This window comes from Terrimonas alba (assembly GCF_042434975.1).
GTDB lineage: Bacteria > Bacteroidota > Bacteroidia > Chitinophagales > Chitinophagaceae > Terrimonas_B > Terrimonas_B alba.
Genome location: NZ_JBHMQM010000005.1, coordinates 435,992 through 451,112, shown reverse-complemented (window position 1 = coordinate 451,112; position 15,121 = coordinate 435,992). Strand labels below are relative to the sequence as shown.

11 protein-coding genes are annotated in these 15,121 nt (G+C 41.6%); 7 read left to right on the top strand and 4 right to left on the bottom strand.

The window, feature by feature from the left end; genetic code table 11:
- Window positions 1-74: 74 nt before the first annotated feature.
- The 4 genes from gcvH to ACFEL9_RS16900 all read left to right on the top strand — a co-directional run bounded on the left by gcvH (window position 75) and on the right by ACFEL9_RS16900 (window position 2,411).
- Window positions 75-452 carry a glycine cleavage system protein GcvH gene (gcvH, locus tag ACFEL9_RS16915; protein ID WP_385892508.1) on the top strand — a complete coding sequence of 126 codons (378 nt, stop codon included), beginning with the start codon at window positions 75-77 and terminating at the stop codon, window positions 450-452.
- A 76-nt stretch (window positions 453-528) separates the two neighbouring features.
- Window positions 529-1,074 carry an RNA polymerase sigma factor gene (locus ACFEL9_RS16910; RefSeq protein ID WP_385892506.1) on the top strand — a complete coding sequence of 182 codons (546 nt, stop codon included), beginning with the start codon at window positions 529-531 and terminating at the stop codon, window positions 1,072-1,074.
- A gap of 1 nt (window position 1,075) precedes the next feature.
- Window positions 1,076-1,858 (top strand): anti-sigma factor, encoded by a 783-nt coding sequence (locus ACFEL9_RS16905; RefSeq protein WP_385892503.1) that lies wholly within the window; start codon window positions 1,076-1,078, stop codon window positions 1,856-1,858.
- A 166-nt stretch (window positions 1,859-2,024) separates the two neighbouring features.
- The gene (locus ACFEL9_RS16900) at window positions 2,025-2,411 is read left to right on the top strand and encodes a VanZ family protein (RefSeq protein ID WP_385892501.1); all 387 of its coding nucleotides are present in this window, start codon (window positions 2,025-2,027) and stop codon (window positions 2,409-2,411) included.
- Window positions 2,412-2,821: 410 nt separating this feature from the next.
- On the opposite strand, the gene ACFEL9_RS16895 is transcribed toward ACFEL9_RS16900, so the two are convergent.
- Both ACFEL9_RS16895 and prfA read right to left on the bottom strand, forming a co-directional pair.
- Complete coding sequence (locus ACFEL9_RS16895) at window positions 2,822-3,457, bottom strand: hypothetical protein (protein WP_385892499.1); 636 nt, start codon at window positions 3,455-3,457, stop codon at window positions 2,822-2,824.
- A gap of 64 nt (window positions 3,458-3,521) precedes the next feature.
- Window positions 3,522-4,589 carry a peptide chain release factor 1 gene (prfA, locus tag ACFEL9_RS16890; protein WP_385892496.1) on the bottom strand — a complete coding sequence of 356 codons (1,068 nt, stop codon included), beginning with the start codon at window positions 4,587-4,589 and terminating at the stop codon, window positions 3,522-3,524.
- A gap of 89 nt (window positions 4,590-4,678) precedes the next feature.
- Between prfA and ACFEL9_RS16885 the strand changes: the two genes are divergently transcribed.
- Window positions 4,679-5,845 carry an amidohydrolase family protein gene (locus ACFEL9_RS16885; protein ID WP_385892493.1) on the top strand — a complete coding sequence of 389 codons (1,167 nt, stop codon included), beginning with the start codon at window positions 4,679-4,681 and terminating at the stop codon, window positions 5,843-5,845.
- 11 nt (window positions 5,846-5,856) lie between these two features.
- On the opposite strand, the gene recO is transcribed toward ACFEL9_RS16885, so the two are convergent.
- Together recO and porZ are read right to left on the bottom strand one after the other, a co-directional pair.
- Window positions 5,857-6,603 (bottom strand): DNA repair protein RecO, encoded by a 747-nt coding sequence (recO, locus tag ACFEL9_RS16880; protein WP_385892491.1) that lies wholly within the window; start codon window positions 6,601-6,603, stop codon window positions 5,857-5,859.
- A gap of 2 nt (window positions 6,604-6,605) precedes the next feature.
- Complete coding sequence (gene porZ / locus ACFEL9_RS16875) at window positions 6,606-8,903, bottom strand: type IX secretion system anionic LPS delivery protein PorZ (protein WP_385892488.1); 2,298 nt, start codon at window positions 8,901-8,903, stop codon at window positions 6,606-6,608.
- Window positions 8,904-9,056: 153 nt separating this feature from the next.
- On the opposite strand from porZ, the gene ACFEL9_RS16870 reads away from it, so the two are divergent.
- Together ACFEL9_RS16870 and ACFEL9_RS16865 are read left to right on the top strand one after the other, a co-directional pair.
- On the top strand, window positions 9,057-11,384 hold the full coding sequence (locus ACFEL9_RS16870) for an efflux RND transporter permease subunit (protein WP_385892485.1): 2,328 nt from the start codon (window positions 9,057-9,059) through the stop codon (window positions 11,382-11,384).
- A gap of 359 nt (window positions 11,385-11,743) precedes the next feature.
- Window positions 11,744-15,115 carry a SusC/RagA family TonB-linked outer membrane protein gene (locus ACFEL9_RS16865; protein WP_385892482.1) on the top strand — a complete coding sequence of 1,124 codons (3,372 nt, stop codon included), beginning with the start codon at window positions 11,744-11,746 and terminating at the stop codon, window positions 15,113-15,115.
- Window positions 15,116-15,121 lie beyond the last annotated feature (6 nt).

Here is a 15,121-nt window from a genome sequence, read left to right as displayed (position 1 = left end):
AATTGCGAAAAAAAATATCGACCCGAAGATTTTATAGCCGGTTTTACTCATATTTGCGTTCTAAATCATTCATTATGAGTTATCCTGATAATCTTCGGTATACAAAGGACCACGAGTGGATCAGCCTTGACGGCAATATTGCAACGATTGGAATTACAGATTTTGCACAACGTGAATTGGGCGACATTGTATATGTCGAAGTAGAAACTGTAGGTAAAGCGCTGGCAACCGGGGCAGTTTTTGGAACCGTAGAAGCTGTAAAAACCGTCTCAGATCTTTTTCTCCCCGTTAGCGGAACGATCAATGAACTAAACCCTGCTTTGGCAAATGCGCCTGAACTGGTAAACAACGACCCCTATGGTGAAGGCTGGATGATCAAAATGACCGTAGACAACCCTGCTGATGTAGAGGGCTTATTGGATGCCAAAGGGTACGAAGCCATTGTGGGTTAAAACCGGGAACCTGTTTTGAACGTATATTTTATGCATGTTAAGCATGCAGATCAATTCCTTATAGCGAACCAACTATTTGAATTCTAAGATCACATATGGGGAACAGGAGCTTGTTGCTTTACTTCAACAACGCAATGATGACTCGTTTGGTTATCTCTACGATAATTATTCAGGAGCTTTGTTCGGTGTAATAAGTGCAATTATTGCTGACCCGGAAACGGCCAGGGATGTTTTGCAGGAAACTTTTATCAATATCTGGAGAAAGATAGAATTATATGATCCGGCCAAAGGAAGACTATTTACCTGGATAATGAATGTGGCGAGGAATGCCGCCATAGATAAGGTACGATCCAAAGGATACCAGGATTCCTTAAAAAACTACCCGATTTCTGAAAACGTAGATACAACCAATATTGGAAACGCCACTTTTACACAAGTGGATGATGTGGGATTGAAAAAGGTGCTGGGTAAGTTAAAAGAAGAAGCGAGGGTGCTCATCGACCTTTCCTATTTCCAGGGCTACACTCATGAAGAAATAGCAAAAATTCTCAGTATTCCGTTGGGGACCGTCAAAACAAGAATACGAAGTGCTTTAATTCATTTAAGAACAATGATCAAATAAAGTGAACGTACAGGAATACATATCGAGTGGCATTGTTGAAAGCTATGTGCTGGGACTGGCATCTGCAGAGGAGCAGGCTGAGTTTGAAAGCATGTGTCGGCAATATCCTGAAGTACTCCAGGCCCGCAATGAATTTGAACTTGTACTTGAACAACAGGCTACGCAAAATGCGGTGATGCCCCCCGCAATCGTGAAACAGCGGGTGATGGATGCTGCGCTATATAAAGAAGAAACAAAAGTTATAGCGATGCCTTCAGCAACAAAAACTAACTGGCTTAAATATGTTGCGGCGGCCTGTGCTATCTTGCTCGCCGGTAGCTTATTCTGGAATATTTCTCAATACAATCGCAATAAAAAACTACAGGCAAGTTATGATGAGGTTGTAAGAGATTATGACAGCACCGCTATTCGACTGGGTGAATTGGAAGATGAAATTGCCATGATCAGTCTTAATCCCAATGTAAAAATGGCTGCTATGAAAGGTATGGAAGCTTCTCCTGCTTCCTTCGCCACGGTATATTGGGATACTACTTCCAAAGATGTTTACCTGGTGGTAAATAATCTGCCGAGACCGGCAAGTGATAAACAGTACCAACTGTGGGCTTTACTCGATGGCAAACCCATCGACGTTGGAATGATCGACAATGACTCTTTCATTGGCGAAAAGAAACTCCTGCTCCGGATGAAGAATGTAGCCGGTGCACAAGCTTTTGCCATTACACTGGAGAAGAAAGGTGGCAACCCCACACCGCAAGGTTCGATGTACGTGATGGGAAATCTTTGATTCCTTCAATCCGCAATTCTTGTTTTATCGTATTTCATACAGGAAACCATAATTGCCATGAGTGATTTTGGATTCTATAGTTGGTTAAGAAGAGATCTTTTAAGGTCTCTTCTTTTTTATTCACCAGAATAAAAAATACCTCTATTATTGCAGCAAATTTTTGCCCTTGAAAAATCAAGTTCGTTTTTTTCTTCCTGCTGCTGGTTGGCTGATCGTTTCTACAGTTTTACTTACGCTTCCCGGTTCTGCTTTCCCGCAAGAAAACTGGCTCGACAAAATTTGGTTTGATAAGTGGGTGCATGTTGCCATGTTTGGGTTAATAACTTTTCTTTTATGCTGGGGGATATATAAAAAAAAGAGAGAAACAAGCCGCAGCCTATACACTTATTTCATGCTGGCAGCTGCGCTTTGTTTTCTCTATGGAATCGCTATGGAATTTGTACAGAAATTCTGGGTACCCAATCGTTCATTTGATGCAGGAGATATCGTGGCTGACGGAATCGGATCAGCCTTCGGCGGAATTTTTAGCTTTAGAAGGTATGCAAAAAAATAGACCCCTGTAGAAACAGGGGTCGCAACCAAAACTAACTGCTTATGAGAAAATTGTCTGCTTTTATATTTGCAATAACTTATTATCTATAGTACAAATTTACTGCCATTCTGCGGATCGATGCTGTTAACGAAATTCTAAAAGCCACATCGACCGAAATTCACCACATATCTTCCATTTCAAAGCCTCAACTGGGGAATTTTTTTCCTCTCAGGGCGATTCTACTATTCTAATAACGCCTGGAATGACGAGTTGTTTGTTAAAGAACTATTATAACTAACTCCGTGGTCTCTACACAGAACGCAGAAATCAGACCAATTACACAATATGACGCCAGATGAAATGAAAAACTTGTACTTCATCTAAAAATTATTTTGATCGATAGAAGAACTACGACGAATAAGTATAAAACATTAGCTGAAAAAACCCTTAATCAGTTCGGCGAAGCCTCTTCCGCTTCTTGCCTGCTGCACCTGGTTTTGCTGAGCGCCACGGGTCACCTGGTTAACAATATCCTGTAAATTAAAGCCGCCATTTCCACTGCTTTTCGCTAATTGTTCCAACAATCCCTGGAAATTAAATCCTCCACCTGATTCTGCAGTAGGGGTATTTCCGCCAGTAAGGGATCCAATAAGGTCGTTGAAGTCGAAGGAGTCGTCAGCAGGGTTATTACTGTTGGTTCGTGTAATTAAACCATTTAACACATTTGGAATAAGGTTATTTGAAATATTGCTGGCTTGCGATGGGCTCATATTGAATTTACTTACCAACTTACTGATCAGGTGCCCTATCATCATCACCACCATAGGATTTTTTAGTAACCCTGCCATACCACCCTGGGTAGATGGTTGGGTGACACCCCTGCCGCCTGTAAACATGGAAATGACGTCTTGTAAACCGCCACCGGCCAACATATTTTGCATACCGCCGGTAATGGTATTTGTTGCTTCTGCTAAAACGGCGTTATTCACTTCATTTGGAACATCAGGATTATTGACCACGGCATCCTGGCCAAATTGTTTCACGAGTTCAGAAATTTGTTCAAGCATCGTAGTATGGTTTAGATAGAAAGTTACTTTAATTTCTAAACACGATGCCCGGCGGAAAGATTATTTAATTGTTTTGGTTTGCCATTTTTTCCGAGTTTTCTGCGAACTGCAATGCATCAATAAACTCCTGGATATTGCCATTTAAAACGTCATCCAAATTATAAACCGTAAGGCCTATGCGATGATCAGTAACACGACCCTGGGGAAAGTTGTAGGTCCTGATCTTTGCACTTCGGTCACCTGTACTTACCAGGCTTTTTCGGTGCCTTGAAATTTCTTCTTCCTGTTTTCTTACCTGCTCTTCGTACAATTTGGTTCGCAGCATCTGCATAGCTTTTTCTCTATTGCCCAGCTGTGAACGCTCTGTTTGGCAAACTACTACAGTACCCGTAGGAATATGGGTAAGCATCACTTTTGTTTCTACCTTGTTTACATTCTGACCACCAGCTCCACCGCTTCGGGCCGTTTCCATTTTTACGTCCGCCGGATTTAATTCAAAATCCACTTCCTCGGCTTCTGGCATTACGGCCACCGTGGCTGCCGAAGTATGCACACGTCCGCTGGTTTCTGTATCAGGCACCCGCTGTACCCGGTGCACACCACTTTCAAACTTTAATGTGCCATACACTTCATCGCCTGTTACTTCAAGTTGTACCTCTTTGTAACCGCCGACAGTTCCTTCGCTTTCGCTTAGAATCGCCGTTTTGTAGCCTCGTCTTTCACAATAGCGGATATACATCCGAAGCAAATCACCGGCAAAGAGGCTGGCCTCATCGCCACCTGTTCCTGCCCTTATTTCGAGGATAGCATTCTTTTCATCCTGCGGATCTTTGGGAATCAGTAATTGCCGAATAAAGGCTTCCGCTTTCTCCTTTCTTTCTTCCAGCTCCGGAGCTTCGTCTTTTGCCAACTCTCTTAGCTCCTCGTCACCACCATTCAAAGCCTCTCGGTTAAAATCAATATCCTCCAGTATTTTTTTGTAATCATTATACGCAACCACAATTTTCTCCAGGCTTCGATATTCCTTGCTTGTTTCAGCAAAGCGTTTATTATTGCCCACTATTTCTGGATTGGTCAGCGCAATGCCCAACTGGTCAAATCTACCCTTTATCGCTTCAAGCTTATCTAACATAATTGTGGTTTGTGGGCGGCAAATTTAGCATTTTGACACAGTAAATCAGCTAAAGGCTTTCTCCCCTAATTTTATTCGACTTTTACATTATGGGTTTCAGAAAATTTTCGGCAACGCAATTATTTGACGGCTATAAATTGTCAGATGAGAAATTAGTGCTAATCACTACAAGCGAAGGTGTTATAGAAAACATTCTTCCGTTAGGTGAAGCTGGCGACGACATTGAATATTTTACGGGTATTCTGGCACCGGGTTTTGTGAATTGTCATTGTCACCTGGAGCTGAGCCACATGAAAGGTCAAATTTCCCAAGGCACGGGCCTGGTAAAATTTGTGTCGCAGGTGATGAAGGACCGGCATTCAACAGATGCTGAAATTTACGAGGCTATTGCGGCGGCTGAAGATGAAATGCTGGCCAATGGCATCGTGGCCGTCGGCGATATCTGCAATAATAAGTTCACCTTGCCGCAAAAGCAAAAAGGAAGGCTTTTGTATCACAATTTTATTGAAGCAAGTGGCTTCGTGCCTGAAATGGCGGAGTTGCGTTTCCAAAGAGCAGTTGATATTTTTAGTTCCTATGCCGAAAAATACGCTGTACCGGTTGTTTCAAATTCAATCGTTCCCCATGCTCCTTATTCGGTGTCGGAAGAATTATGGAAAAAAATCATTGGTTTTCCCGGCAATCAATTGCTCACCATTCACAACCAGGAAACAGCCGCAGAAAACGATTTTTTCCTGGACAAAAAAGGTGATTTCCTCGATTTATATCAAATGCTGAACACTGATATTTCCTTTTTTAACCCTACGGCAAAAACCAGCCTCCAAACTTATCTATCCAAATTTTTACCCAATCAACAGGTAATTCTTGTACACAATGTTCACACCGATCAAGCTGACCTTAGCTTTGCAAAAAGCTTACCCATATTCGGCCAACTGTATTTTTGTCTCTGCCCAAATGCAAACTGGTATATCACCCGACAATTACCAAACATTGAATCATTTATTAGAAACGAAGCTTCAATGGTATTGGGAACAGACAGCCTTGCATCAAACCACCAGTTAAGTATCACTGCCGAGATACAAACTATACTTCAGCATTTTCCTTTTATATCCATAGAAATGCTATTAAAATGGGCGACAATTAATGGAGCAAAGGCATTGCGAATGGATAGGACATTGGGCAGCTTTGAAAAAGGGAAAAAACCAGGGTTAGTTTTGTGCGATTCAAAGCTAACCGAATCAAAAAGACTGCTGTAGCCATTGAAATGTCAACCCAGGATCTCTCTCAGAACAGGCAGTGTTTTCATAGTGCCAAAATCTGGTATGTGCAACGCATAAAATACTTCATAACGGTACAAAAGATTTCGCCTGAAATCATGATTAAGTTTTATATCATTTAATTCAGCTGGCTGTTGCACCTTCAATAGTTGCGAGGTAACATATGCCTGTTTATCATCCAAAAAATGCGGGTGCGTTGGATGTTGATCAACAAATTCTCCTTCCTGCAGATCCAAACATTGATGTGAGGCAGAATAATTATCATTAACACGGAAACCGAAAAAAACCGGCAGGTGCAACGTGAAAAATAACGGAAGGTTTGCCGTAACCGTATTGTTGGCCTGGTCCAGGTGTAAAAAAGCGTCTTCTGCAAAATGGAAGAGATCCGGGTTGCTTTCAGGTTGCTTAAGGCATTTCGTGAGGAGTTCAATCATATATAAAGCAACAGCATTCTTTCGCACATCTGATAAAATGTGTTGGTAGATATGCGCCCATTTAAATTCTTTGATCCGCTGCAGTTGTTTCAGTTCATTATGATAGACAATCATGTCCAGGATGGCAGACGGTTGAAAAAGATTGGCTCTTCCACTTCCTTTTTTTGAAGCCACTCTAACGCCATTAACCAGGTATGACTGCATCCCAAATAGTTCGGTAAATATAGAAACGATCACACTTGTTTCGCCGTATTTGACTGTTCGAAGCACAATGCCTTTTGTATGATGCAGCTTATCCGACACGACTATTTATTTATAAAAACAATTTTTGCTACCTTCTTTTCCGTTCTCTCATCGTTGCTGACCAACACAAGATAAACACCTGTAGAGATTTTTCTTCCCCTGTAATCACGTCCATTCCAAACAGCCTGGCCACCCTGTGCCCTTGTTTGATATACCAACCGGCCATCAAGTTCTGTGATCTTTACGATGGCATTATTTACCAAGCCTTTTATACCAATGCTACCTGAATAAGCCGGAGGAACAGGATTTGGAAACACCGTTACTTCTTCATTTTTTTCACTTCCTTCGGTTGCGGTACTTCTGAACGAACAAATGCCTTTTGCAGTCGCAAAGAAAACTTCTCCTGTTTTTCCGTCGATTGCAATCTGTTTTACATCGTTACTCAATAATAAACTATTCTCTTCAGTAAATTGATAGATGACTTCCTCGCCTGTTGCACTGATGAGCCAAACTCCTTTTTTGGTTGCCACCCATTTTCTATTGGCTCCATCTACTGCGATGCTTCGCACTTCTTCACCCTTAAACAAATAACCGGCAAAATTGCCCTGCTGTATTACGGGCCATATCGCATCACAACCCTGGCCACTAAAAACATCCTGCGTACATTGAACAACGCCAATGCCATTATTGGTACCGACCCAGAGAAAACCGTTTTTATCTTTAGCTGCGCAAAAAACAATATCGCCGGGCAGATTGCCGGTTCCGGTGCTTAATTTCTTCCACCTGTCATCACCGCTATTTTCAATCGACGATCCGGGATCGAGGCAAAGCAAGCCACCACCTTTTGCAACCACGATCCATTTATAATTATTATCGTCGATTACAATTTGTGTCAACGAATTTTCGATGATCGGGAAGGGAATGGAAAACCGAATTAAACTGCCATCCGTTTTTTTCAGCAACAAAGGCTTGGAGGCGCCGTAATTGGAAATCCATAAATTATTTTCCCGATCAAAAGTCAAACCCGACACCCGGTAACTTTTCGGATCATTGATAAATGGATCTAAATAATTTTCCTTAAAAATTTCAAATACAGAACCTGGTGCTGCATGTAACAACCCATCACCAAAAGAACCTGCCCAAATAGTTTCATCCTTTGGGTCAACTGCAATGCTGATGAAGTCCCGTAAAGAATCCAGTTGCAAAAGGTGTGAGCCGTTCAAATTTGTCCATTTCCCTTCCCTTAATTGGTAAATGCCATTTCGATTGTTATCATTGGTCCAATTTGTTGTAACACTACCCGCGGCTGCATACAAGACGTTGTTGTAAACAAGCATCTCACCAGTCGCAATTGAATCCGGTGAGTTGGGCTGGTATTGTTCTTCCAATGACGTTCCCCGGAATTGCAAAAGTCCTCTTAGCTGGTCAGCTACCCATAATTCGTCATTTAAGAATAGTGCTTCCGCTGGATTGGAAGATCCGGTTGGTTGCTGAAGAGTGGTGAGTATTGACCCTGTACTGTTTAGAACTATGACCCTGGTGTCGCCATTTAGTTTTCGCTGGCAAAGAGTGATTTTATTTTCAGAAGCAGAAGAGTTTATAATAGTCCAGTCATCGGTGTAAAAAAAGCTCCAGGTGTTTCCATCGGGGGATATAAAGAGGGAGTCATCTTTTTCTGCTATGACCTTGTTGTCGATTGTAAAGACATTTTGAAATGCGCCAGCAGTTAAACCGTCGCTATGGTCCAGCAAAATCCAGTTGTTATGATCTGCCGGGTTATTGCCTGTTAACGGAGCTCTTTTTAGTCCTTCCTGCGTAGCAGCGTAAAAGAAATTTGCATCACTGGTAATAGCATTGACCTTTAGCTGGCTTCCCGAATTACCAATAAGCCAGGTGTCTTGTATCTCATATTTTTCGCCATCGATGACGATAATACCCAAGCCTGTTGACAGGTAGTAATTCTTATTTTTTGAATAGATGTTATAAATCGTTTTATCACCAACAATATTATCCCTTTTGATATCAGGTATGTTAATGACATCATTCCGGTACAGAATATCGATATTACTGCTATTATAAGCTATTACCAGTTTTTCATTTCTTACATCATAGCCAATAGCACTAATACCTGTTTCATTCAATCCTGTGGTTCGGCTAAAGCGTTCTATTGCATTTCCCCTTTTTTGAATAACAAATAAACTATAGGGAGTTGCGGCAATAATATTCTCGCCGTCAGTGGTGATGTCGAAGACACTCCGGTAGGGCAAATGATCTCTCCACAGGCCAATAGGGGTCAGCGGCTGTTGCGCTGCCAATGAAAAAGATGAAACTAAAAGGGTTATAAATAGTAGAGTTCTCACCCGTCAAAAATATTGCAAACAGTTGAATACAATTTTTACAGCTTAATGTCAGGGAATAAAGCCAAGATGAGACATTTTTATGTTTCTTTGCAGCCTTACCAGCATCCACCTATATCCTCTATTTTTTAATCAGGCTGGTAAAATATCAATACTATGTGGCGAAAAACCGGTCAATTCATCCTTGCTTATCGTTTCCCTCTTTTACTTATCCTTATAGCGGCAACAGCGTTGATGGGCTATTGGGCGTCGAAGGTGGAACTGAGTTATGAATTCAGCCGTGCCATTCCAGTTAACCACCCAGCCAACAAAACATACCAGGCCTTTAAACAAAAATATGGACAGGATGGCAACCTGCTGGTAATCGGTATTCAAACTCCTGACCTCTTTAAGGAAAAGATATTTAATGATTATGCCAGTCTGCATCGCCAACTGAAAAAAGTAAGCGGCGTCATAGATGTTATTTCTGTCCCGTCCGCTGTTAACCTGGTAAAACAGCCGGAAACCGAGAAGCTAAATGCTGTAAATATTTTTCCTGAAAAAACACTCAGCCAGTCAGAGATTGATAGCAGTGCTGCCGTCTTTCGGAGCCTTCCTTTTTATCAGCACCTTTTATACAACCCGCAGACAAATGCGTGGATGATGGGAGTAAGTATTGATAAAGTGATCATGAATTCCAAAAAAAGGAACGGCGTTGTAGCTGCGATCCGCAATTTGGCGGAAAGCTTTGGAAAAAATAATAACCAGGAAGTTTATTTGAGCGGTCTCCCGTTGATCCGCACAGAAATAGCTACCCGCATTGCCGACGAAATGAAATGGTTTTTGTTTGCCAGTGTTGTCTTATCGGCATTAATTCTTTTGTTATTCTTCCGTTCGTTCAGTGCGATGCTACTATCATTGGGTGTTGTGATAATCGGGGTGGTATGGAGTATGGCAACCATTCATCTCTGTGGTTACAAGATCACACTGCTTACAGCCCTCATTCCGCCGCTAATTGTTGTAATTGGTATTCCCAACTGCATTTATTTTCTTAATAAATACCACACGGCGTATAATGATACCGGCGATCGTAAAGAGGCACTGATCACAATGGTAAGCCGGATGGGAATCGTAACACTGTTTTGTAACCTGGCAGCGGCCATCGGCTTTGCGGTATTTGCCCTGACCAGAAGTGAAATATTACAGGAGTTCGGTGTGGTAGCCGGGATAAACATCATGGCTTTATTTTTTATCTCCCTTGTCCTGATCCCTGTTACGTTAAGTTATTTACCTGCTCCAAAGTCGAGACATACCAGGTACCTGCACAATCCACGGCTTAATCGCTGGCTTGACCGGTTGGAACGGTGGAGCTTAAATCACCGCAAGCTGATATATATAGTCACGTTAATCATTATCGCATTTTCCATAGCTGGTATTTTCCGACTAAAAAGCGTTGGTTATATTGTCGATGATCTGCCAAAAACAGATAAGATCTATACAGACCTCAAATTTTTTGAAAAGAATTTTAAGGGTGTAATGCCTTTGGAGATATTAGTTGATACCAAAAAGAAATATGGTGTCAGCAGAAATTTAACTAACCTGCTCAAGATCGATTCCTTATCCCAATACCTTGCTACGATGCCTGAAATTGCAAGGCCGTTAAGTATTGCAGAGGGATTAAAATTTGCCAAGCAGGCTTTTTTTGAAGGCGACAGCGCCAACTATTCTATGCCTGCAGAATATGACCTGCCAGCATTAGCTCAATATCTTAGTTTTAAAGGTGACACGGGCAGCGCAAAAAATTCTTTTTCAAAGCTGGTTTCCACTTTCATGGATACTGCGAGACAAGAGGCCCGTATCAGCATTTCAATGGCCGACGTAGGTAGTGCTCATCTTCCCGAAATCCTGGACAGCGTCAATAAAAAAGTGGACCAGTTATTTCCGAAAGAAAAATATACCGTACAATTAACCGGTACCAGCATCACCTTTTTAGAAGGCAGCAGTTTTATCATCAATGGACTAAAGGAAAGTGTTTTCTGGGCCTTCCTGCTGATCGCTCTTTGCATGCTTTACCTGTTCAAGTCGGTTCGGATTTTATTATGTTCGCTTATTCCCAATATCATTCCCCTGATCATTACAGCCGGAGTGATGGGTTGGGCGGGTATTCCGCTGAAACCATCCACCGTACTTGTTTTTAGTGTTGCGTTAGGAATTGCCATTGATATTACCATTCGTTTCCTGGTGAACTATAAACAGGAACTTCCGCATCAGCAGTTTGATGTAAAAGACACGGTTATTGAAACCATTCACAGTACAGGCATCAGCATTATTTATACTTCGCTTGTATTAATAGCCGGGTTCATCATTTTTAGTTTTAGTGGTTTTGGCGGAACGCAGGCATTAGGATGGCTTACTTCATTAACATTGGTAACGGCTACGTTCACCAACCTGGTATTATTACCTGCGCTACTTATCAATTTAATAAGGAACAAAAAAAGAAAATAGCTATTAAAGCTATTTCATAATTGGCACCGGTTAGAGCTTTCCTATACAGGCAAAAAAGCCGCCCTCATGCAGCGTTTTGCCTGTAAATACTCTCATTTTTAGGTTACGGACGATAACCGTAAACCAGCATTTGGTAGTTATTATTCCTTTCTTAAGATCTTACAGAACAAATAAACATTTACAGGAATATATTCCTGGTGAGTTTTGAACTGTCATGAAAAAGTAAAGAGATATTAATCAGCGTCTGTTGGATTTCAATGTTTTTGATAAACTCTTTGTAGTTTTATAGCAGTCTGTACTTCCTATTTTAGTTTGTTATTTTTAACTATATGATCTGAAAACCTATTTAAAATTAAAATATGAGTATAAAAGCGTTGGGACGATCCAATGTTAAATCCGTCAGAACTACCTGCTTCCTGAGTATTCTCCTTTTTCTTTTCTTCTTAGGACCTTCAGCAATTGCGCAAAGTGGCACAATACGGGGAAAAATTGTCGATTCATTGGGAGCTCCGTTACCAGGAGTATCCGTAACAGTCAAGAACACTACGAACGGTACAAGCACTAATGCAGCAGGGGATTTCGTTTTGAGCGGTGTGGCTGCAAGAGCTACAATAGTGATAAGTTATGTAGGACTCGAAACGCAGGAAGTGCAGCTGGCGGCCGGTCAAACATCACTTAACCTGACTATGCTGGCTGATATCACTAACCTGCAAGATGTGGTAGTAACCGGTTTTCAACGAATCGAAAAAAAGAAATTTACCGGGGCGGCAGTTACCTTAAGAGCTCAGGACATAAAAATTGACGGCGTGGTGGATGTGAGCCGTATGCTGGAAGGCAGGGCTGCAGGTGTATCAGTTCAGAATGTTTCCAGCACATTTGGGAGTGCCCCTAAAGTTCGGATTCGGGGAGCCACTTCTATCAATGGAGATAACAAACCGTTGTGGGTGGTAGATGGCGTGGTGCTGGAAGACATAATCAATATATCAAACGACCAATTATCAAGTGGCGACCCTTCTACTCTTCTTGGGTCTTCGGTAGCCGGCATAAATGCCAACGATATTGAAACATTTGACATTTTAAAAGATGCGGCAGCGACGGCATTATACGGTGCCAGGGCCATGAATGGTGTAGTAGTTATTACAACAAAAAAAGGTCGCTCCGGCCGGCTCGCTATCTCTTATACCGGCAATTTGAGTACCCAATTAAAACCTTATTATGGCGAATACAATATCATGAACTCGGCTCAACAGATGTCAGTACTAGGCGAACTGGAGAGAAAAGGTATTTTGAACTCTGACATCTTAAGTACGGCTAACTACGGGATATATGGAAAAATGTTCGACCTGATCAATACGCCGGACGCAAACGGAAATTTTGCGTTGATGAATACCACAGAGGCAAAGGCAGCCTTCTTAAAGAGATATGCATTGGCCAATACCGATTGGTTTGATATTTTGTTTAGAAATTCATTAGTGCAGGAGCATTCTTTAAGTATTTCTGCAGGTACGGACAAATCACAAAGTTTTTTTTCAACAAGTTTTTATAGTGATAACGGCTGGACCATTGCTGATGATGTAAAACGATATACGCTCAACTTCCGAAATAACTATAATTTTTCTGATAAACTAACAGCTGGCTTTATGACCGTTGGTTCGGTTCGTCAGCAAAAGGCACCCGGCGCTTTGAGCCGTGTAAGCAATCCGGTTTCGGGGCAATTTGACAGGGATTTTGATATCAACCCATTTAGTTACGCACTAAATTCAAGCCGCACGTTAACGGCTTACGACGAAAATGGCAACCTGGAATATTTTAGACGAAATTTTGCTCCATTCAACATCCTCGATGAATTAAAAAACAATTCTCTTGACATCAACGTGATCGATTTGAAGTTGCAGGGAGAATTGGGTTATAAGATCACCAAAAATTTACGCTACGAATTCATCGGCGCCCTTCGCTACGTGAAATCGACAAGAGAACACCAGATAACAGAAAACGCAAACATGGCCAATGCATACAGGGCCAATGATAATGCAACTATTGCCGCCAATAATAAATTTTTGTATACCGATCCCGATAATCCCGGCGCCGCTCCGGTTGTAGTTTTGCCATTTGGTGGATTTTATAACCGTACAGAGGACAAGCTTGTTTCCTATGATGTAAGAAACAGTTTGAACTATACCAATACGTTGAATGAAATTCATGCTATCAACATTTTATTGGGACAGCAGGTAAAATCAGCCGACAGGCAAAACTTTTCCAATACAGGGTATGGCTATCAATATGATAATGGCGGTATACCGTTTGTTGACTATCGTATTCTAAAACAAACCATCGAATCAAACTTTGTCTATTATGGAATGGGTAAAGAGTATGATCGTTTTGCCGCCTTTTATCTAAACGGCCAGTATACTTATGATAAAAAATATAATTTATACGGCACGGTTCGCTACGACGGATCTAATAAATTAGGATCCTCGCAAAAAGCAAGATGGCTCCCTACCTGGAGCTTTGGTGGCGCCTGGAATATGGAGCAAGAGCCTTTTCTTAGTGATGTAAACTGGATCGATTACCTGAAACTCAGGGCAAGCTATGGTCTTACAGCCAGCCTCGGGCCAGCCACTAATTCAGGAGTTGTGTTGAGAAGTCTGACCACTAACAGAACCTTTCCAACAGAAAGAGAGTCGGTGATACAAATTGCCAACCTGGAAAACTCTGACCTTACCTGGGAGAAAAATTATCAAACCAATATTGGTGTCGATGCCGGGCTCTTTAAAGGAAAAGTAAATGTAAGCCTGGATGTTTACCAGCGTAAAAGTTTTGACCTTATCAGCCTTATCAAAACTGGTGGTATAGGTGGCGAACCTATCAAAGCGGCTAACTATGCTGACATGAAAGCTCATGGAGCAGAAGCCTTGATTGGCGGGCAAATCATCCGCAAAAAAGATTGGGGCTGGAGAACTAATGTAACCTTCGGCTATAATACTACGGAAATAACCAATGCCAAAAACCAGCCAATCATTTTCGACCTTGTTAAAGCTGAGGGAGGAAATACCGTAGGTTACCCTGTCAATAGTTTATTTTCCATACGCTATAAAGGATTGGATCATATAACAGGTGTACCCACATTTTTAAATGAAAAAGGAGAAACAAGTCCCAACGTTTATTTACAGGATGAAAATATTTCTCAACTTGTTTTTGAAGGTTCTGTCGATCCGAAATTTACCGGCGGTTTTTCAAACACTTTTAACTATAAAGCCTTTTCACTAAATATATTTATTACATACCAGGCCGGTAATAAGATCAGGTTGTATCCTGCATTCAAAACTTCCTACAGTGATTTTGATGCAATGCCAAAAGAGTTCCTGGATCGCTGGGTAATGCCCGGTGATGAGCTGGTAACAAATGTTCCCTCGGTACTGGATGCTTATGAACGTTACCTGGTCAACGGAACCGGTGCGGCACCTTATAACAATTATAATTACTCAACCGAACGGGTGGCGGATGGAGGCTTTGTGCGTCTAAAAACTGTGTCGCTTGGTTACAACTTCAGCCCGGCTTTTTTAAAGCGGATAGGTTTAAATTCTTTATCCCTTACAGCAGTGTCAGCAAACCCCTGGCTGATTTATGCCGATCCTAAATTAAAAGGCCAGGATCCGGAATTTTTTAATACCGGCGGCGTTGCACAACCTATTCAAAAACAATTCACCCTTTCTATTAAAGCAGGACTTTAAATTGAA

What these genes read in the sequence shown, in the direction of transcription:
- gcvH (WP_385892508.1), top strand. Translation starts at nt 75, where the DNA reads ATGAGTTATCCTGATAATCTTCGGTATACAAAGGACCACGAGTGGATC.
- ACFEL9_RS16895 (WP_385892499.1), bottom strand. Translation starts at nt 3,457, where the DNA reads ATGCTTGAACAAATTTCTGAACTCGTGAAACAATTTGGCCAGGATGCC.
- prfA (WP_385892496.1), bottom strand. Translation starts at nt 4,589, where the DNA reads ATGTTAGATAAGCTTGAAGCGATAAAGGGTAGATTTGACCAGTTGGGC.
- ACFEL9_RS16885 (WP_385892493.1), top strand. Translation starts at nt 4,679, where the DNA reads ATGGGTTTCAGAAAATTTTCGGCAACGCAATTATTTGACGGCTATAAA.
- ACFEL9_RS16870 (WP_385892485.1), top strand. Translation starts at nt 9,057, where the DNA reads ATGTGGCGAAAAACCGGTCAATTCATCCTTGCTTATCGTTTCCCTCTT.
- ACFEL9_RS16865 (WP_385892482.1), top strand. Translation starts at nt 11,744, where the DNA reads ATGAGTATAAAAGCGTTGGGACGATCCAATGTTAAATCCGTCAGAACT.